12 protein-coding genes and 1 pseudogene are annotated in these 19,622 nt (G+C 68.2%); 12 read left to right on the top strand and 1 reads right to left on the bottom strand.

Translation table 11 applies throughout. From position 1 onward, the window contains the following. Positions 1-2: 2 nt before the first annotated feature. The 12 genes from O9255_RS04505 (at position 3) to O9255_RS04560 (ending at position 15,776) form a co-directional block, all read left to right on the top strand. Positions 3-2,663 carry a methyl-accepting chemotaxis protein gene (locus O9255_RS04505; RefSeq protein WP_297865641.1) on the top strand — a complete coding sequence of 887 codons (2,661 nt, stop codon included), beginning with the start codon at positions 3-5 and terminating at the stop codon, positions 2,661-2,663. A gap of 28 nt (positions 2,664-2,691) precedes the next feature. Beyond that, positions 2,692-3,165 (top strand): chemotaxis protein CheW, encoded by a 474-nt coding sequence (locus O9255_RS04510; protein ID WP_297865642.1) that lies wholly within the window; start codon positions 2,692-2,694, stop codon positions 3,163-3,165. 22 nt (positions 3,166-3,187) lie between these two features. Next, the gene (locus O9255_RS04515) at positions 3,188-6,055 is read left to right on the top strand and encodes a methyl-accepting chemotaxis protein (protein ID WP_297865643.1); all 2,868 of its coding nucleotides are present in this window, start codon (positions 3,188-3,190) and stop codon (positions 6,053-6,055) included. Positions 6,056-6,058: 3 nt separating this feature from the next. Then, positions 6,059-6,922 carry a CheR family methyltransferase gene (locus tag O9255_RS04520; protein ID WP_297865644.1) on the top strand — a complete coding sequence of 288 codons (864 nt, stop codon included), beginning with the start codon at positions 6,059-6,061 and terminating at the stop codon, positions 6,920-6,922. Further along, a complete protein-coding gene (gene cheD / locus O9255_RS04525) occupies positions 6,919-7,545 on the top strand; it encodes a chemoreceptor glutamine deamidase CheD (protein WP_297865645.1) in 627 nt (208 codons plus the stop codon). The genes O9255_RS04520 and cheD overlap by 4 nt, the downstream gene beginning before the upstream one ends. Beyond that, entirely contained in the window at positions 7,545-8,591 is a 1,047-nt protein-coding gene (locus O9255_RS04530; protein WP_297865646.1) for a chemotaxis response regulator protein-glutamate methylesterase, read from the top strand. The genes cheD and O9255_RS04530 overlap by 1 nt, the downstream gene beginning before the upstream one ends. Positions 8,592-8,753: 162 nt before the next feature. Next, on the top strand, positions 8,754-9,875 hold the full coding sequence (locus tag O9255_RS04535) for a methyl-accepting chemotaxis protein (RefSeq protein WP_297865663.1): 1,122 nt from the start codon (positions 8,754-8,756) through the stop codon (positions 9,873-9,875). A gap of 193 nt (positions 9,876-10,068) precedes the next feature. Beyond that, positions 10,069-10,851: a transporter gene (locus O9255_RS04540; protein ID WP_297865647.1), complete on the top strand. Its 783-nt coding sequence runs from the start codon at positions 10,069-10,071 to the stop codon at positions 10,849-10,851. Positions 10,852-10,858: 7 nt separating this feature from the next. Then, positions 10,859-13,069, top strand: coding sequence for a methyl-accepting chemotaxis protein (locus O9255_RS04545; RefSeq protein WP_297865648.1), 2,211 nt, complete (start codon positions 10,859-10,861; stop codon positions 13,067-13,069). 115 nt (positions 13,070-13,184) lie between these two features. Next, positions 13,185-13,982 (top strand): transporter substrate-binding domain-containing protein, encoded by a 798-nt coding sequence (locus tag O9255_RS04550; protein WP_297865649.1) that lies wholly within the window; start codon positions 13,185-13,187, stop codon positions 13,980-13,982. A 33-nt stretch (positions 13,983-14,015) separates the two neighbouring features. Next, entirely contained in the window at positions 14,016-14,858 is an 843-nt protein-coding gene (locus O9255_RS04555; protein ID WP_297865650.1) for a transporter substrate-binding domain-containing protein, read from the top strand. 105 nt (positions 14,859-14,963) lie between these two features. Beyond that, positions 14,964-15,776: a transporter substrate-binding domain-containing protein gene (locus tag O9255_RS04560; RefSeq protein ID WP_297865651.1), complete on the top strand. Its 813-nt coding sequence runs from the start codon at positions 14,964-14,966 to the stop codon at positions 15,774-15,776. A gap of 100 nt (positions 15,777-15,876) precedes the next feature. On the opposite strand, the pseudogene O9255_RS04565 reads toward O9255_RS04560, so the two are convergent. Continuing rightward, a pseudogene (locus O9255_RS04565) lies at positions 15,877-19,383 on the bottom strand (indolepyruvate ferredoxin oxidoreductase family protein); the annotation flags it as partial. Positions 19,384-19,622 lie beyond the last annotated feature (239 nt).

Consider the following 19,622-nt stretch of genomic DNA (forward strand, 5'->3'; position numbering starts at 1 on the left):
GAATGAAATCCATTGCGGCGAAGACCACGTTGGCCATCGGTTTGCTGGCCGTACTGGCGTTCGGCGTGGCCGCGTGGCTGATCAACCTCAAGGCGTCGGCCTCGCAAGAAGCCAGCGCCGAGCGGGAACTCCTCGCGCTGGCGGAATCCGAAGCCGGAACCGTTCGCAATGACCTCGAGCGCGTGCTGGTCAAGGCCGTGGGCCTCGCGCTCTCCGTCGAAGCGATGATGGGGACCGGAACGCCCGATCGTGGCGAGGCGGTGGATCTCGTGCGGCGGTATGCCGAAGTCGATCCCGCGTCGCTTGGTTACTGGCTGGAGTTCGAGGTCGACGCCTTCGACGCCCGCGATTCGGAGTATGCCAACCGGTCCCTCGAAGACCGCAACCGGTTCGGCAGCACCGACTCCGGAAGGTTTTCGCTGTATTGGGTGCAAGACGCCGCCGAGGGGCTCTACCTCGAGGACTCCGCCGGCGAGGAGAACGACACGCAGACGGACGGCGAGGACTACTACGTCGCCGCGCGCGACTTCGGGGCCGAGATGCTTTACGAGCCCTACCTCTACGAGGTGAATGGCGTCGACATCCTGATGACCAGCGTGATGATGCCGATCCGTCGCGACGGCGCGATCGCGGGCATCGCCGGCGCGGACATCACGCTTGAAGCCTTGCAGAAGAAGCTTGCCGAGGTGCGCCCCTACGAGCGCGGCGTGGTGCGCCTGCTGTCGCCGCAAGGCCAGGTCATGGCCGGTCCGGAGAGCGATCTGTTCGGCAAGACCTACCCTTCGGCCGACCTGCCTAACGTGCTCGAGGCGGCCAAGAAAGGCGAGATATCAATCCTCGATGCCGAAGACGCGGCCGTCGGTGGCGAAGCGATGCAGGTCTTCGTGCCGTTCCGCGTCGGGCAAGCGGAATCCGACTACTTCGTCCTCGGCGTCTCGGCGCCCCGCGAGGTGGTGATGGCGAGCGTTGCCGAAGTCCGGAACCGCATCCTGATCATCGGTCTCGTCAGCGTTTTGATGCTCGGCCTTGCGGCACAACTGATCCTCGTGCGACTGGTCCGCGATCCGCTCGCGCAGACGGTCGTCGACGTCTCGGCACTCGCACAGGGCAAGCTCGATCACCCGATCGCCGGCAAGGGTGAGGACGAAGTGGGCCAAGTGGCCTCGGCGCTGCGGAAGATGCAGCGCGATCTCGGCGCGCGCATCGCCGAGGAGCGTCGCGTCGCCGCGGTGAACCAGCGCGTCCGCAGCGCCCTCGATGGCGCCGCGGCCGGCGTGATGATCACCGACGCTTCCGGCACGATCGTCTACGCAAACGATGCCGCCCAGTCCTCCCTGCGCGAGATGGCGCCGGCCATCGAAGCCAGCGTGAGCGGCTTCAACCCCGCTGTCCCGGTCGGCCAGTCCCTTTTCGCGGTCCACCCGGAGGCCCGCCAGGCCACCGATGCCAACGGCGGCGTGAGCGTCGCGGCGCTGCGGTTCGGCGAATTCCACGTGCAGCTGGCGCTGGCGCCGCTGCGTGACGACGAAGGCCGCTTCGCCGGCCTCGTCGCCAATTGGACCGATCGCACCGAGGAAGTGCGCACCGAGCTCGAAGTCAACGCTCTGGTGGGTGCCGCTTCGGAGGGCCGCCTTGATGGCCGCATCCGGCTCACCGGCAAGCACGGCTTCTTCCTCCAGCTGGGCACGGCCTTGAATCGCCTGCTCGATGCGACCGCCACCGGCGTCAGCGAGGTGCAGGCGGTGCTGGCGGCTCTTGCGGTCGGAGACCTGACGGTGCGTTCGGAAGCGACGCTGCACGGCGTGTTCGCGCAGATGCGCGACGACGCCAACGCCACCGCCGATGCGCTCGAGGATGTGCTCTCCCAGATCAAAGGCGCTGTCGAGCAGATCCACACCGCGTCGAGCGAGATCGCGGCGGGCAATCAGGACCTCTCCGTTCGCACCGAGCAGCAGGCGGCCAACCTCGAGGAAACCGCGGCCTCGGTCGAGGAGCTTACCGCCAGCGTTCGCGAGAACGCCGATTCGGCCCGCAGCGGCCGCGAGGTCGCGGCGCAGGCGGCCGACATCTCGGGCCGCGGCGCGAAGGAGATCGAGCAGGTCGTCCAGTCGATGCAGGGCATCGCCGACGGTGCGCGCCAGATCGAAAGCATCATCACCACCATCGACGGCATCGCCTTCCAGACCAACATCCTCGCGCTCAACGCGGCGGTGGAAGCCGCGCGCGCCGGCGAGCAGGGCCGCGGCTTCGCCGTGGTGGCGTCGGAAGTGCGCGCGCTGGCACAGCGTTCCGCCGCCTCGGCCCGTGAGATCAAGATGCTGATCCAGAAGTCGAACCAGCGCGTCGGCGAGGGCTCGACGGTGGTCAACGCCGCCGGCCGCACCATGCAGGACACCGAGGCGGCGATCCGCCGCGTCAACGGCCTGATGCAGCTCATTGCCGAGGCCTCGGTCGAGCAGGCCACCGGCATCGGCCAGGTCAGCCAGACCATCACGCAGATGGATTCCGCGACGCAACAAAACGCCGCACTGGTGGAGGAAGCCACCGCTGCCGCCAAGTCGATGGCCGACCAGGCTGCCGCCCTGGCCGAACTCACCGCCCGCTTCACGCTGCGCGAGGAATCGGCCGCAGCGCACGGATCGTCGTTCCGCGACGACGCATGATCTCCACGTCTTCCCGAGGGTTCCGCCCATGAGCACGAACAGCAACGACGTCTCGCACGAGTTCCTCGCCTTCAAGCTCGGGCCCGAGGAGTACGGCGTCGACATCCTCTCGGTGCAGGAGATCCGGGGCTACGACACCGTCACCCGCGTCCCCGAGGCGCCGGAATACATCAAGGGCGTGATCAACCTCCGCGGCGTCATCGTCCCGGTGGTCGACCTGCGGCTGAAGTTCAAGCTCGGCAGCGCGACCTACGACGAATTCACCGTGATGATCGTGCTCAACCTCAAGGGCAAGGTGATCGCCGCCGTCGTCGACGGCGTCTCTGACGTCGTCCGCGTCGAACCGGTCGACATCCGCCCCACGCCGGAGTTCGGCGGGATCATCGACACGCGCTACATCTCCGGCATCGCGACCGTCGGCGAGCGCATGCTCATCCTGCTCGACATCGAGGCCCTGATCCTGAGTGCCGACATCACCGGCTCCACGCCGGTGGCCGCCTGATCCAGCACCCGAGGGGAACCGCATGGCGCAGCAGGGGCTGAAGCACGTGGCGCAGCGGGCCCTTGGCCTCCTGCGGCGCATCGGATCGGGCCTCGGTGGCGTGCTCCGCCATCCGGCGCTCGCGAAGGCGACCGGGGCGATTGCCACGGGCTGGGGGCGCTTCCGAGCGCTGCCGCCAGTGCGCATCGTGGGCGTGGCGGCGAGCCGAAGCCTCGCCATGTTCCGCACCAGCGATGGCCGCGAATGGAGCGTCGGCGGGCGCCTGAGTATCGTCGCCGCCATGGTCGTCGTGCTGATCCTCGGCCTGATCGCGCAGATCGTGTCGCGCAGCAGTGCCTCGGCCTTGAACGAGAAGGCGGAGCAGGGCCTGGCCGCCTCCACCGACGCGGTGATGGCCACCCTCGAGGTCTACCGCCAAGGCCTGGACGAGGACGTGCTGCGCATGTACGGCGCCTTCCTCGGAACGCTGCCGCAGACGATCATCGTCCGCAGCCCCGACGAACGCATCCCAGCCGGCGAAGGCGACGCCCCGGCCCTGCGCATGGACGATCGCCTGATCAACGGCGACACCGTGCTGGTCGATGACTTCACGACCAACACCGAAGCCGCCGCCGTGGTTTTCGTGCTCGATGGCGAAGACTTCAAGCAGATCACCTCCTCGCTGCTGGACGACATGGGCAGCCGCCCGCTCGGCACGAGCATGGCGCGGGAGCATCCGGCCTACGCGAAGCTGATGGCCGGTGAACCGCTCACGTCGGCCGAGCGCCTTTACGGCATCGACTACATCACGCATTACGAGCCGATCTTCTCGGCCAGCGGCACAACGGACGACGATGGTGGTGTCGTCGGTGCGGTCATGGTGGGCATCGGCTACGAAGCGGCCCTGACCGCGCTCAACGAGAAGTTGGCGGAGCTCGACCTCGGCGATGGCGGCCGCCTCGTCGTGGTGCAGACCCGCGATGGCGATTCGCGCTTCGTCGTCCATCCGACGCTCAACGACACCTCGCTGAGTGGCGAGGAAGCCGACCCGGCCGCGGCCAGCATCGCCGAGGCGCTGGAGAATCCGGACGGCAGCCACGTCGCCGACCTGCCGGTGTGGGCCGAACCCACCCAGCCCGCGGTCGACGAGGCGCATCTCGTGGCCTTGCGTACCTTCGAGCCCTTCGGCTGGCGCCTGATGGCGCAGGTGCCGGAGAAGGCCGTGCAGGCGCAAGCGAAGGCCCTTGGTCGACGCATCCTGTTGTTCTCCCTGATCGGTGCCGTCGTCATCGGTGCCGCCGTCGTGTGGCTGTCCCGCCTGCTGGTGGCGCAGCCGCTGAACCGTGCGGTCGGTTTCGCCAACGCCGTCGCCGCTGGCGATCTCGACGCGCAGCCCGATGCGGAAGCGCGCGCCGAGATCGGCGCGCTGAACCGCGCGCTCAGCGACATGATCAACAAGCTGCGCGAGCGCCAGGAAGTGGAGCGTCGCGCCGCGGCCGAGGTGAAGCGCCTCGCCGACGAGACCTCGGCGATCGCGAACGCCCTCGACGCCGCGTCCAGCGCGGTGATGATGACCGACCGCGACCACGTGATCAGCTACGCCAACCGCGCGATGCGCACGCTGTTCACCGATGCCGAGGCCGCCATCGCCAGCGTGGCGAAGGGCTTCAGCGCCGAAGCCATGGTCGGGTTCCATTTCGGCACCCTCTACCCGATGGCCACGCCGCCCGTGCAGGCCTTCGAGGTCGAGCGTGCCTACGGCGGCCGCACCTTCCTGCTCGAGCTCAGCCCATGGTTCGACGATGACGGCAGCTACCGCGGCAGCGTCGTGACCTGGACCGAGCGCACGGCCGAGCTGGCCACCCAGCGTGAGGTGCAGTCGATCGTCTCCGCGGCCGCAGCCGGCGACCTTTCCGGCGCGCTGTCGCTGGAAGGCAAGCAGGGCTTCCTGCGCGACCTCGCGGCCTCGATCAACGAGCTGCTCGGCGCGACCCGCGCCGGCGTGGCCGAAGTGCAGGTCGTATTGGCGGCGCTGGCCGAGGGCGACCTTGCGCAGCGCTCCACCGCCGAGCTGCGCGGCGTGTTCGCGCAGATGCGCGACGACGCCAACAGCAGCGCCGAGCGTCTTTCCGAGGTCATCGCCGCCATCCGCGACGCGGCCGAGTCGATCACCACCGCATCGAGCGAGATCGCCGCGGGCAACCAGGACCTCTCCAGCCGCACCGAGCAGCAGGCCGCCAGCCTCGAGGAAACCGCCTCGTCGATGGAAGAACTGACCGCGACGGTGAAGCAGAACGCCGAGTCGGCGAAGCAGGCGACGACGCTCTCCGGCGGCGCCGCCCAGGTGGCCGTCGACGGCGGCAAGCTGGTCGACGACGTGGTGCAGACCATGGCGCAGATCCAGGCCAGCTCGAAGAAGATCGGCGACATCATCGGCACCATCAACAGCATCGCCTTCCAGACCAACATCCTCGCCATCAACGCCGCGGTGGAAGCCGCGCGGGCCGGCGAAGCGGGCCGGGGCTTCGCGGTGGTCGCCTCCGAAGTGCGCAGCCTCGCGCAGCGCACTGCGGATGCCAGCAAGCAGATCCGCGGCATCATCGAGGAATCGAACGCCCGCATCGGCACCGGCGCCAAGCTGGCCGGCAAGGCGGGGCAGACCATGCATGAAGTGGTCGGCTCGGTGCGGCGCGTCACCGACCTGATCGGCGAGATCTCCGCGGCGTCGATCGAGCAGAGCCAAGGCATCGAGCAGGTCAACCAGACCATCACGAACATCGACGAGGCCACGCAGCAGAACGCCGCGCTCGTCGAGGAGGCCACGGCCGCCGCCCACTCCATGGAGGACCAGGCGGCCACGCTGGTGCAACTGGTCGCGCGCTTCCGGCTCGCGGGCGATGGCGAGGCCTGAGCCATGGCTGCCATCGGGACAGGGCCCAGGGACTTCGAGTACACCGACCGCGACTTCAAGGTCGTCTGCGACCTGATCCGCAAGCGGGTGGGTATCGCGCTCACCGACAGCAAGCGCGACATGGTCTACAGCCGCCTGACGCGCCGGTTGCGCACGCTTGGCCTGTCGAGCTTCGAGGACTACCTCGCCCACCTGCAGCGGCAACCGCAGGACGACGAGGAGTGGCAGCAGTTCACCAACGCGCTGACCACCAACCTCACCAGCTTCTTCCGCGAGGGCCACCACTTCGAGATCCTCGCCGAGCAGCTCGGCAAGCTGAAGGCAAAGGGCGGCCACGTCGATCTCTGGTGCTGCGCCACCTCCACCGGCGAAGAGCCCTATTCCATCCTGATCACCGCCTGCGAGGTCTGGGGCACGCTGAAGCCGCCTGTGCGGCTCTGGGCCACCGACGTCGACACCCAGGTGCTTGAGACCGGCTCGCGCGGCGTCTACCCCTTCGAGCGCATCGCCGGCCTTTCCGAGGAGCGCAAAAAGAAGTTCTTCTTGCGTGGCACCGGCGGCAACGATGGCCTCGTTCGTGTGAAGCCCGCTTTGCGCGAACTCGTCGAGTTCCAGACGCTCAACCTCCTCGATTCGAGCTATCCGCGCAGCCCGGAGTTCGCCGCGGTGTTCTGCCGCAACGTGATGATCTACTTCGACAAGCCGATGCAGCGCGAGATCCTGTCGAAGATCGTCCAGAAGATGGGTGCCGACAGCCTGCTCTACACCGGGCACTCCGAGAACTACATGCACGCCAGCGACATCGTCGCCACCTGCGGCCGCTCACTGTACCGCCGTGCCTCGGCCGCCGGCGGGGCCGGCAGGTGAAGATCCGCGCCGCCCGCGCGCTCGATGCGGATGCCTCGGCACGCTCGCGCGCCTCGCCGCTGGTCTACAGGGATGCGCAGCTCGGTGCCGATGTCATCAAGATCCTGCCCGCGGAGTTCTTCGTCACCGATCAGCCTGTTGGATTGATGACGGTGCTCGGCAGCTGCGTCGCGGCCTGCATCCGTGACCCGTTCACCCACCTCGGCGGCATCAACCACTTCATGCTGCCTGACGGCGACACCAGCGACGGCGCGCCCGCCCGCTACGGCCTGCACGCGATGGAGCTGCTGATCAACGAGCTCATCAAGGCTGGCGCCCGCCGCGAGCGCTTCGAGTGCAAGGTGTTCGGCGGCGGCAACGTGCTGAAGAGTTTCACCTCGACGCCGGTCGGCACGCGCAACGCCCAGTTCGTCTCCGAGTTCCTTCGCGACGAGAAGATCAATGTCGTCGCCAAGGACCTCGGCGGCATCCACCCCCGCAAGATCTGTTATTTCCCGACGACCGGGAAGGCCATGGTGAAGTTGTTGCCGCACGCGCACGACGACGCCGTGGCCGCCGAGGAAGTCGCCTACAAGGAGCGGTTGCGGCAGTCGCCGATCGCTGGCTCCGTGGAGCTGTTCTGATGCCCATCAAGGTCCTGATCATCGACGACTCCGCCCTCGTGCGGCAGCTGCTCACCGAGATCCTGTCGAAGGATCCCGAGATCGAAGTCATCGGCGCGGCGCCGGACCCGATCATCGCGCGCGACAAGATCAAGCAGCTCAAGCCCGACGTGCTGACGCTCGACGTCGAAATGCCGCGCATGGACGGCCTGCAGTTCCTCGCCAACCTGATGCGCCTGCATCCGCTGCCGGTGGTGATGGTCTCGAGCCTCACCGAGGCCGGCGCCGACGTCACGCTGAAGGCGCTCGAGCTCGGCGCCATCGACTTCGTCACCAAGCCCAAGCTCGACGTGGCGAAGGGGCTGACGGCCTACGGCCCGATCCTTTGCGAAAAGGTGAAGATGGCGGCGAAGGCCAAGATCATCAGCATTCCGGCCCGGCCGGTGGACAAGCCTGTGTCGCACGCCCCGGCGACGGCGATGGCCTTCCGCACCACCGACAAGCTGATCGCCATCGGCGCCTCCGCGGGAGGCACCGAGGCCCTGCGCGTCGTGCTTGAAATGATGCCGGCCGACGCGCCGGCCACCGTCATCACCCAGCACATCCCGGCCGAATTCAGCCGGCCCTTCGCCGAGCGTTTGAACAAGCATTCGGCGATGGTGGTGATGCAGGCCGAGGACGGCGCGCCGATCCTCGCCGGCCACGCCTATGTCGCGCCGGGTGGCAAGCATCTTGAAGTGGTGCGCGACGGTGCGCGCTGGCGCTGCCGCGTCATCGACACCGAGCCGGTGAACCGCCACAAGCCCTCGGTGGGCGTGATGTTCAACTCGGTGTTGAAGGCGGCCGGCACCAACTGCGTGGCCGCCCTGCTCACCGGCATGGGTGATGACGGCAGCCGCGAACTGTTGACGCTGCGCCAGGCCGGCATTCGCACCCTGGTGCAGGACGAGGCCACCAGCGTGGTCTGGGGCATGCCGGGCACGGCCTTCCGGCTGGGTGCCGCCGACGAAGTTTTGCCGCTGGACAAGGTCGCGGGACGCCTGCTGGAGCTGGCGCGGAACGCCTGAGGCACGGGACTTGCAGGGGGTGGAAGGCCCCCTCCTGGCTTCAGGAGGACTCTAAAGAACACCCCGCAAGCGCCGATACCAGCGGGGAGATTGAAGGAATCCGCCATGATCCAGCGCCTGCTGAAATTCACTGCCGCGCCGCTCGTCCTGTCCCTGATCCTCATGGTGGCGAAAGCCATGGGGGTCGCACCGGCGATCGAATGGGCCCTGCTCCTCGTCACGACCCTCGCATGGGGCGTCGGCGTCGGCGTGCTCGCCGCCACCGGAGGTCGCAGCAAGAACGCCTCGCGGATGATCGCCGAGGAGCGCGCCCTGCTCGGCGAACTGCGCAGCTTCGTCTCCAACGAGATCGAAGGCACGCGCGGCGAAGTGAACCGCACGCGGGAACTGATCCGCGAAGCGGTCGCCAAGCTCGGCATCAGCTTCGACGCGATGATGCGCCGCTCCAAGGAGCAGGCGGGCGCCGTGTCCCGCATCGTCGACCGCAGCGATGGCGGCGGCGTCGACGTGCAGCGCTTCGCCCACCAGGCGGCGTCGCAGATGAGCGGCTTGGTCGAGGCGCTGGAAGAGGTGAGCGGCCAGAGTTCCGCCACCGTCAACCAGATCGACCTGATGGCCCAGCATCTCGACGGCATCTTCGCCCTGCTCGAGGACGTGAAGTCGATCGCCGACCAGACCAACCTGCTCGCGCTCAATGCCGCGATCGAGGCGGCGCGTGCCGGCGAGGCGGGCCGCGGCTTCGCCGTGGTGGCCGACGAGGTGCGAAACCTCTCCGAGCGCAGCACGGCCTTCAACGAACAGATCCGCAAGCTGGCCTACAACTCGAAGGAAGCCATCCACAAGGTGCGCGAGACGGTCAGCACCATGGCCAGCCGCGACCTCGACCGCTCGCGCGGCGCCAAGGACGAGTCGGCCAACATGCTGCGCCAGGTCGACCAGATCCAGCGCACGCTCAGCGACGGCATGCGTGAGATCCAGAGCGCCAACTCGGCGATGGAACAGCACGTCGGCGACGCCGTGCGCTCGCTGCAGTTCGAGGACATCGCCACCCAGGCGATGGGCTCGGCCCTGACCCACATGGAGCGCCTCGCCGCCATCAACCGCGAAGCGATGGGCATGCAGGAACTCCTGAACAAGTCCGGCGAGGGCAACGAGCAGGAGCTGATGGCCGCCCTGCGCCGGTTGTCGTCGCGCATCAAGGAATTCCGCGGCGAGTGGGAACGCCAGCCCCACAAGCCGGTGACCCAGAACAACATGTCGGAAGGTGAGATCGAGCTCTTCTGAGCCCTTCTCGCAAGACCGCGCCGGCCCGTGCAGGGCCGGCCTTTTTGTGTGATGCTTTTCACGCTTGCCCCCCCTGATCCGGATTTCAGGGTCCGCCCGTCATCGCAACGCGCCTTGCGCGACCTGCCCGACGGACCTGGTTTTTCCCTCCCGCGCCGCGGGAGTCGGCGACACCAGCACAGGGAGCAGGCCAATGACGCGCAAATCGATTGCACTGATCTTGTCCTTGGGCGTGGCGGCCAGCCCGGCTTGGGCCGACGACCCGATCGCCACGGACCGTCCGGACTTCGTCGAGTCCAGCCAGACCGTTGGTCTCGGCCGATGGCAGATCGAAACCAGCGTCGCCTGGGAAGAAGACGAGGACGGTGCCTTCGAGGCGAGCGCGTTCTCCACCCCGACGCTGTTGCGCTACGGCTTCGCCGAGCACTGGGAACTGCGCTTCGAGACCGATGGCTTCATCAATGCCGAGCTGCGCGGCCCGGGCCTGCGCGTGGACGAGGACGGCGTGGCCGACCTCGCCGTCGGCCTGAAGTACCACGTGCCCGGCAGCGGCGAGAACGGCGGCCCGTCGATGGCGTGGCTGATGCACGTCGACCTCGACACCGGCTCCAGCGCCTTCCGTGGCGACGGTGCCCGGCCCTCCCTGCGCCTGGTGGCGGAGTGGGAACTGCCGAACGACATGAGCCTCGGCGTGATGCCCGGCGTGATCTACGACAACGGCGATGACGGCCGCTACACCGCCGGCATCTTCGGCATCGTCGTCGGCAAGGGCTGGACCGACCGCTTCCGCACCTTCGCCGAGTTGGCGATGCCGCAGATCGCCAGCAGCAGCGACGGCGGCACGCAGGCCGCGCTCGACCTCGGCGGCGCCTACCTCATCAACAACAACACGCAATGGGACTTCGCCGGATCGGTGGGGCTGAACAACCGCACGCCCGACCTCGGCCTGACCACCGGCCTGTCCATCCGTTGGTGAGGCCGCCATGTCCCTTCGATTGAACTTCCGCGGGCGGCTCCTGCTGCTCGGCGTCAGCGGCATCCTCGGTGCACTGGTCGTGGGCCTCGTGAGCCTCCGCGTGCAGACGCACCTCGGTGACCTCGTCGATGCGCAGGCCGTCAACACGCAGGCCCTGCGCAACCAGCTCGAGGCCGACATGATGCACGACGCCATCAAGGCCGACCTCTACGAGGCCCTCCATGCCCGGGCCCTCGGTGACGAGGACAAGCTCGCCGGCGCACGCGCCGGGCTCGACGAGCACGTGGCCTGGTTCCGGCGCGTGGTCGACGAGAACGCCACCTTGCCGCTCGACACTGCGACCGCGGGCGCGGTGGCGGCGGTGCGGCCGGCTCTGGACCACTACGTGGCGGCGGCGCAAAGCCTGATGGTGGAGGTGGAGGGTGGCAATGCCGCCCCCGACCTCGCCGATTTCGATGCCGCCTACGACGAGCTCGCCACCAGCATGGAGGCCACCAGCGGCGCCATCGAAGGGGCGGCCAACGCGGCTTCCGACGCCGCGACCGCTGCGCGGAAGAGCGCGACGCGGCAGATCGGCGGCCTGCTGATCGCCGGCCTCGTAGTGTTGTCGACCCTCGTCTGGTGGACGACGCGCGTGCTGCTGCGTACGGTCGGTGGCGATCCCGCCGTCGCCGCGGCGGCCTCGGGCGAGATCGCCGCGGGACGCCTCGACACGCCGATACCGGTGGCGCCCGGCGATTCGACCAGCCTGATGTCGCGCTTGGCCCACATGCGCGACCAGCTGCGCACGCAGATCGAGCACGAGCGCGCCGAAGCGGCCGAGAACCTGCGCCTGCGCCACGCGCTCGACAGCGCCTCGAGCGCAACCATGATCGCCGACGAGAACCGGAAGATCGTGTTCGTCAACCGCGCCGTGATCCGCGTGCTCAAGGACGCGGAGTCGGCCCTGCGCACCGTGTTCCCGAGCTTCTCCGCCGAACGCCTCGTCGGCGAGAGCATCGACCAGTTCCACGTGCGTCCGGAGCACCAGTCGACCCTCCTCGCCAACCTGCGTGGCGTGCACCGCGCGCAGATCCGCGTCGGTGGCCACGACTTCCGCCTCGTCGCCACGCCGACCTTCGACGGCGAGGGCCAGCGCATGGGCACGACCGTCGACTGGGACGACTGCACCGCGGAGCTGGCGATGCAGCGCGAGGTCGGCGGCATCGTTTCCGCCGCCGCTGAGGGCGATTTCTCCCGCCGCATCGGCCTCGACGACAAGGAAGGCTTCTTCCGCGAGCTCGCTGGCAGCCTCAACATGTTGCTGGAGCGAACGATCGAAGGCCTGGCGGAAGTGAAGAGCGTCCTGCACGCCCTGGGCGAAGGCGATCTCACGCACCGCTCCGAGGCGCCGCTGTCCGGTGTGTTCGCGGAGATGCGCGACGACGCCAACCGAACGGTCGAAACGCTGCAGGGCCTGATGGTCGAGATTCGCCAGTCGGCTGACCAGATCAACACCGCTGCAGGCGAAATTGCGCAGGGCAACGCCGACCTCTCGGCGCGCACGGAACAGCAGGCCGCCAATCTCGAAGAGACGGCGGCGTCGATGGAGGAGCTCACCTCCACGGTGAAGCAGAACGCCGATGCGGCGCAGACCGCCAACCGCCTCTCGGCCGATGCGGCCAAAGTGGCCGGGGAAGCGGGCGGCGTGGTGTCCGACGTGGTCCGCACCATGGATCGCATCGACGGCACCTCGCGCCGGGTGGGTGAGATCGTCACCACCATCGACGGCATCGCCTTCCAGACCAACATCCTCGCGCTCAACGCGGCGGTCGAAGCCGCGCGCGCCGGTGAACAAGGCCGTGGCTTCGCCGTCGTCGCAAGCGAGGTGCGGGCCTTGGCCCAGCGCGCCACGGCAGCCGCGAAAGAGATCCATGGCTTGATCGGCGAATCGGTGGCCGAAGCCACCGAGGGCGCGAAGCTCGCGCACCGCGCCGGCGAGACGATGGAGATCGTCGTGCGTTCGGTGCGCCAAGTCACCGACATCATGGCCGAGATCAGCGCGGCGACGATCGAGCAGGCGCGCGGCATCGACCAGGTGAACCAGACCATTGTCGCGATGGATGGCGCCACGCAGCAGAACGCCGCCCTCGTCGAGGAGGCCAGTGCGGCCGCGGCGTCGATGGAGCAGCAGGCGGTGGAATTGCGTGACGCGGTCGGGCGATTCACCCTCACCTGAGTGCGACAATCGGAGGGCGCGCCGGAACCGGCGCGCCACGTCGACACGGGGAGGGCCGGGGTTGCCGGACGGTTGGACGAACATCGCGAAGGGCCTCGCGAGCGCTGTCGCCGCGATGCTGCTCCTCGCGGCCCCTGCGTTCGCCGGTGCCTGCAGCAAGACGGTGCGCTGGGAGCTCCAGCCGCCGTATGGCGTCGTGCGCCCGGATGGTGAACGTGCGGGCTACTACACCGATGTGGCGCAGGAAGCGCTCGCCCGGATGGGCTGCACCTCGACCCTGGTCGCCCGGCCCTGGGCGCGCGGCCTGAAGGAACTCGAGGACGGCCAGCTCGATCTGATGCCGGGCATGTTGTTCAACCGCGAACGCAGCCGCTATGCGCTGTTCTCGCGCGGCATCAATCTCTCGCCCAACCTGCTCTTCCTGACCGCCGCGGCGTCGCGGCGGACCGCGCTGCCGCGCTTGGCCGACCTGCGCGACACCGACCTCAAGATCGCCATCGAGACCGGCGCCTACTACAGCGCCGAGTACGCGGCCCTGCTCGTCGACCCGCGCTTCGCCGCGCGCCTGCATCCGGTGCCCGATCGCGCGCGGGCGTGGTTGATGCTCGAGAGCGGGCGCGTTGATGGCGTGATCTCGGACCAGGCCTCGGCCTTGGTCGCCGGCATGCCGCTGCGTCCCGTCGGCGACCAGCCCCGAGCGGTCCTGATGCTGTCCTCGGTGCCGGCACGCATCGCCTTCAGCCGCCGCCACCATGACGAGGCCTTCGTCGCGCGTTTCGACGCCGCCATCGAATCGATGATCGCCGACGGCTCGCTGCTGCGATTGCGCGAGCGCTACGTGCCCTGTCCGACGGATCCGCTGACGCTCGGCTGCCGCGTGGAGCCCGTCGATCCGCCCGCGTCGCCGCCCTGAGCGAAGGATGGACGCCGAGTTATGCTCCGGCCCATGCGCCGTTCCCTGATCCTCTGCCTGCTCGCCGCATCGGCCGCGGCCACCGCCCTGCCGGCACGTGAAGCCTGCATCCGGACGGTGCGCTGGGAGCCCTCGGAGCCCCCCTACAACCTGCGGCTTCCAGATGGACGCCAAGGCGGCTACTCCGCCGACCTCGTGGTGGAGATCCTGCGCCGGATGGGCTGCGAGGCCCGCCTAGTCGACATGCGTTGGCCGCGCGCGCTCGTCGAGCTGGAAGCCGGGCGCCTGGACATCATGCCGGGCATGATGCGCACGCCCGAGCGCGACGTGTTCGCGCGCTTCACACGCAGCATCAACTTCTCGCCCAACCTCCTCTATCTGTCGGGGGCGGCGCGGCAACGCTACCCCGCGCTGCGCACGCTCGCCGACCTGCGCTCGACCGCGCTGACCATCGGCGTTGAATCCTCGGCCGCCTACGGACCGGCGTTCCTCGCACTGACGGACGACCCGGCATTCCGCGCCCGCCTGTACTTCGTACCGAACCAGCGCGCGGGCTGGCAGATGCTCGCCGCCGGCCGTCTCGATGGCCTGATTTCCGACGATGTGCTTGCGCGCATGGTGGGCCTGCCGATGCAGCCGGAGGCGAGCGAGGTGCGCGCCGTGCTGACCGTGGCCGAGGCGCACGCGTTGATCGGGTTGAGCCGCCGCAGCGTCGATGCGGCGTTCGCCGAACGCTTCGATGCGGTGCTTGCCGAAACCGTGGCGGACGGGTGGTTGCCGCGCTTGCGCGAGCGCTACATCGGTTGCCCGACGGACCCGGTGACCTTGGGCTGCGTGGAAGCAGGTGCCGACGGTGGCGAGCTTCAGCCGCGCTAGCCCCTGAGATAGAACACCGTGTGGAAAGCCGGAATCGCGCTGTTCTGAGCGGGATGCTGGCATTGCGAAGTGCTACGGTTGCGCGTGGAGTTTTGTTGGACCGGTATGCGCCTTCTGTTCGTCCTACTGGCCGCGCTTTGCGCGAGCGCCCCGGCTTCTGCCGAGTCGGGGCCGCGCGATCCTTGCGTCCTGACCACGCGCTGGAATCCCCTGCCTCCTTACTGGGTCGCCCGTGAGGGGCAGCCACCGACGGGCTATCTCGCGGAGCTGCTCGCCGAGTTGGGGCGCCGTACCGGGTGCGAAATGCGCTTCCGGGAAATGAACTGGGCGCGCGGCGTTGCGGAAATGAGGGCCGGCAGAGTCGACCTGATCGCAGGTGCCGTGCAGAGCCCGGAACGCGATCGGTTCGCCCGATTCACCCGGCCGATCAACGCCACGCGCAACGTGCTCTTGCTTCGCGCCGAGCTGGTCGCGACGGTCGACGTCGGTGATCTCTCCGCGCTCGCCGCAACGGAGCTCAGGATCGGGATCCAGGCCGGCGCCAATTACGGGCCCGAGTATGTGGCCCTCGCGCGCGATCCGGCGTTCGCCGCGCGACTGCGTCCCATCCTTGAACCGAAGAGCGGCTGGCAAATGCTGGAGAGCGACCGCCTCGATGGCCTCTTCATCGATGAGCTGAGTGCCTTGAACTACCAGGCCGATACTTCGGGACGCGTCCCGCTGAAGCAGGTCTTCATTTTTTCCGACGAGCCGTCGCGCGTCATGGTGGGCCGCCATCTCGATGCAGAGAAGGCGGAGGCATTGGACCGTGCGATCGATGCCATGGTGTCTGACGGCTGGCTGCCTCGATTGCGGGAGGCGTGGATTCCCTGCCCGACCGATCCGTCGACGATGGGCTGTCGCATCGACCAGCCTTGAGTCCATGACCAACAACGAAACGCCGCCCTGAGGCGGCGTTTCGTTTGTTGCGGAGCGCGAGGCCTCAGGCCGTCGTCACCGTCGCGGCGATGCCCGGCTTGGCCCAGCGGCGCAGCAGTTCGGTGCGCAGCTTCTCCGCCTTCTCGACGTGGCGCTCCTTGACGTGGCCGAAGCCGCGGATGTGCTCCGGCACCTCGGCGATCTCGACCGCGAGCGCGTGGTTCTCCGCCGACAGCTTCGGCAGCAGTTCGCGGATCGTCTGCACGTACTCGTCGCGCAGGCGGCGTTCCATCTTGCGCTCTTCCGTGTGGCCCACCGGGTCGAGCGCGGTGCCGCGAAGGAACTTCAGGTGCTTCAGCACCTTGAAGGCGCTGAAGATCCACGGGCCGTACTCGCTCTTCACCAGGTGCCCGTCGGCGTCCTTCTTCGAGAGCAGCGGCGGCGCGAGGTGGAAGCGCAGCGAGCCGCCGTCCTCGAACTGCTCCTTCAGGCGTGCCTCGAACTCGCCCGAGGTGTACAGGCGCGCCACTTCGTACTCGTCCTTGTAGGCCATCAGCTTGAAGGCGTAGCGGGCGACGGCATTCGACAGCGCGTCCTTGCCCGGCGCCTTCGTGGCTTCGGCGGCGCGAACTTCGGCGACGAGGTCGCTGTAGCGCTTGGCGTAGGCGGCGTTCTGGTAGTCGGTGAGGAAGGCGACGCGGCGGGCCACGGTCTCGTCCAGCGAGAGCGAGAGCGTCTCGTCGTCGAGCGCGTCGGCGGTGCCGCTGCGCTGCGCCGGCGCGGCATCGGCCGCTTCGACGACCTTGTCGATGTCGATGGCGGCCAGGCGGCCCCAGCCGAAGGCCTGCTTGTTCATCTCGACCGCCGCGCCGTTGAGTTCGACCGCGCGCATCAGCGATTCGAACGTGACCGGCACCAGGCCCAGCTGCCAGGCGTAGCCGAGCATGAACAGATTGGTGGCGATGGCGTCGCCGCAGAGCGCGGTGGCGAGCTTGTTCGCCTCCACCGTGAACGGCGCGCGGCCACCGAGGCTCTTGCGCACCGTCTCGATGATCGCTTCGGCCGGGAACTGCAGGTCGGGCTGCTTCAGGAACGAGGACGGCATCGCCTCGTAGGTGTTCAGCACGACTTCCGTGCGGTCGGCGCGGATCTTCGACAGCGACCAGTAGTCGTTCACCACCACCATGTCGCAGCCGAGCACGAGGTCGGCCTCGCCCGCGGCGATGCGCACGGCGTGCAGTTCGGCCGGGTTCTTGCCGATGCGGATGTGGGTGGTGACGGCGCCGCCCTTCTGCGCGAGGCCGGTCTGGTCGAGCACCGAGGTGCCCTTGCCTTCGAGGTGCGCGGCCATGCCCAGCAGGGCACCGATGGTGACCACGCCGGTGCCGCCCACGCCGGTGAGCAGGATGTTCCAGGGCTGCTCGAGGCTGGAACGCACGTTCGGCATCGGCAGGGCGCTGAAGTCGATCTTGGCCTTCGGCTTCTTCTTGCGCAGCGGCGCGTCGACGACGCTGACGAAGCTCGGGCAAAAGCCGCGCACGCAGCTGAAGTCCTTGTTGCAGCCGCTCTGGTCGATCTCGCGCTTGCGGCCGAACTCGGTTTCCTTCGGCAGCACCGAGACGCAGGCCGACTTCACCGAGCAGTCGCCGCAGCCTTCGCAGACCAGCGAGTTGATGACCACGCGCTTCGGCGGGTCGACCATCAGCTTGCGCTTGCGGCGGCGACGCTTCTCGGCCGCGCAGGTCTGGTCGTAGATCAGGATCGAAGCGCCCTTCACCTCCGACAGCTTCTTGTGCACGTCGTCGAGCTCGGCGCGATCGTAGAACTGCACTCCGTCCGGGAAGATCGACGGGTCCGACCACTTCTCGATGTCGTCGGACACGACGACGATCGTCTGGATGCCCTCGGCGCGCATCTGCCGCGCGATGTCCGGCACGGTGAGCGTGCCGTCCACCGGCTGGCCGCCGGTCATGGCGACAGCGTCGTTGTAGAGGATCTTGTAGGTGATGTTGACCTTGGCCGACACCGCCTGGCGGATGGCCAGCGAACCGGAGTGGAAGTAGGTGCCGTCGCCGAGGTTCTGGAAGACGTGCGGCGTTTCCACGAAGGGCGCTTGGCCACACCACGTCGCGCCTTCACCGCCCATCTGGGTGAAGGTGTCGGTGCGGCGGTCCATCCACGTGACCATGTAGTGGCAGCCGATGCCGCCCAGCGCGCGGTGGCCTTCCGGCACCTGCGTGCTGGTGTTGTGCGGGCAGCCCGAGCAGTAGGTCGGCACGCGCGGGAACAGCGGGCGCGGCAGCGCGAGTTCCTGCTCCTTCTCGGCGATCCACTTCAGGCGCGCGGTGATCGCTTCCGAATTGAAGAAGCGGTTCAGGCGCTTGGCGATCACGCGGGCGATGCGCGCCGGAGTGAGCTCGCTGGTGCTCGGCAGGATCCACTCGCCGCTTTCGTCGTACTTGCCGACGATGCTCGGGCGCTGGCCCTCGAAGTTGTAGAACTGTTCCTTCATCTGCGCTTCGATGAAGGCGTGCTTCTCCTCGACGACCACGATGTCCTCGAGGCCGCGCGCGAAGTTGCGCAGGCCCTGCGGCTCCAGCGGCCAGGTCATGCCGACCTTGTACACGCGGATGCCGATGGCCTCGGCGTCCTTGTGGTCGATGCCGAGGTACTCGAGCGCCTGCAGCACGTCGAGGTAGCTCTTGCCCGTGGTGACGATGCCCAGCCGCGCACGCGGCGAGTCGTAGATGATCTTGTCGAGCTTGTTGGCCCGCGCGAACGCGTGCGCGGCCTTCACCGCGTACTGGTGCAGGCGCATTTCCTGGTCGAGCGGCGGGTCCGGCCAGCGGATGTTGAGGCCGCCCGGCGGCAGCTCGAGATCGGTCGGGATGACGATGTCGAGCTGGTGCGGATTGACGTTCACCGACGCCGACGATTCCACCGTCTCGGCGATCGTCTTGAAGCCCACCCAGCGGCCGGTGTAGCGGCTCATGGCCCAGCCGAGCAGGCCCATGTCGAGGATGTCCTGCACGCCCGCCGGGTTCAGCACCGGCATCATCGCGCTGACGAATTCGCCTTCCGAGCCGTGCGGCAGCGTGGAGCTGCGGCAGGCGTGGTCGTCGGCGGCCAGCACCAGCACGCCGCCGTTCTTGTTCGTGCCGGCGGCGTTGCCGTGCTTGAACACGTCGCCGCAGCGGTCGACGCCCGGGCCCTTGCCGTACCACATGCCGAACACGCCGTCGTACTTGGCGCCCGGCCACAGGTTGGTCTGCTGGCTGCCCCAGACCATCGTCGCGCCGAGGTCCTCGTTGATGCCCGGCTGGAACTGGATGCCCGAGGCGGCGAGGTGCTTGCGCGCCTTCCACAGCTCGAGGTCGAAGCCGCCCAGCGGCGAGCCGCGGTAGCCCGAGATGAAGCCGGCGGTGTTGAGTTGCGCGGCGCGGTCGCGCATCTGCTGCATCAGCGGCAGGCGCACCAACGCCTGCACGCCGGAGAGGTAGATGCGACCTTCGGTACGGGTGTACTTGTGGTCGAGGGTGTACTCGCCATCGACGATGGCGGACGACGCGGTGGAGCGGTCCGTGGCGGAGGGCAGGACGGCGGACATCGGCAGGGCCTCGGGGGCGTTCGAGCAAAGACTCGGAATTATAGCGCGGTGCTCGGTCGACGCCGGGTCATTGGCGTGTTGGCGCTCGCCGAAAACTGACCATCTCTGCGCACTGAAAATTGACCAGGGATGGAACCGGGAATTCGGCCTCCCGGCGCAGCCAGTCTAGCGGTGCCTCCGGGTCGTCAGGCGTTGTCCTCCTTGGCTTGATCGATCTTGGCCTGCTCCCGCGCCTTGAT

The sequence above is a fragment of the Silanimonas sp. genome, from assembly GCF_027530345.1.
GTDB lineage: Bacteria > Pseudomonadota > Gammaproteobacteria > Xanthomonadales > Xanthomonadaceae > Silanimonas.

Bases quoted from the DNA above. Each gene is read 5' to 3' on its own strand.
- O9255_RS04530 (WP_297865646.1), top strand. From the start codon at position 7,545: ATGCCCATCAAGGTCCTGATCATCGACGACTCCGCCCTCGTGCGGCAG.
- O9255_RS04550 (WP_297865649.1), top strand. From the start codon at position 13,185: ATGCTGCTCCTCGCGGCCCCTGCGTTCGCCGGTGCCTGCAGCAAGACG.
- O9255_RS04545 (WP_297865648.1), top strand. From the start codon at position 10,859: ATGTCCCTTCGATTGAACTTCCGCGGGCGGCTCCTGCTGCTCGGCGTC.
- O9255_RS04510 (WP_297865642.1), top strand. From the start codon at position 2,692: ATGAGCACGAACAGCAACGACGTCTCGCACGAGTTCCTCGCCTTCAAG.
- O9255_RS04520 (WP_297865644.1), top strand. From the start codon at position 6,059: ATGGCTGCCATCGGGACAGGGCCCAGGGACTTCGAGTACACCGACCGC.
- O9255_RS04540 (WP_297865647.1), top strand. From the start codon at position 10,069: ATGACGCGCAAATCGATTGCACTGATCTTGTCCTTGGGCGTGGCGGCC.
- O9255_RS04515 (WP_297865643.1), top strand. From the start codon at position 3,188: ATGGCGCAGCAGGGGCTGAAGCACGTGGCGCAGCGGGCCCTTGGCCTC.
- O9255_RS04560 (WP_297865651.1), top strand. From the start codon at position 14,964: ATGCGCCTTCTGTTCGTCCTACTGGCCGCGCTTTGCGCGAGCGCCCCG.
- O9255_RS04535 (WP_297865663.1), top strand. From the start codon at position 8,754: ATGGTGGCGAAAGCCATGGGGGTCGCACCGGCGATCGAATGGGCCCTG.
- O9255_RS04505 (WP_297865641.1), top strand. From the start codon at position 3: ATGAAATCCATTGCGGCGAAGACCACGTTGGCCATCGGTTTGCTGGCC.
- O9255_RS04555 (WP_297865650.1), top strand. From the start codon at position 14,016: ATGCGCCGTTCCCTGATCCTCTGCCTGCTCGCCGCATCGGCCGCGGCC.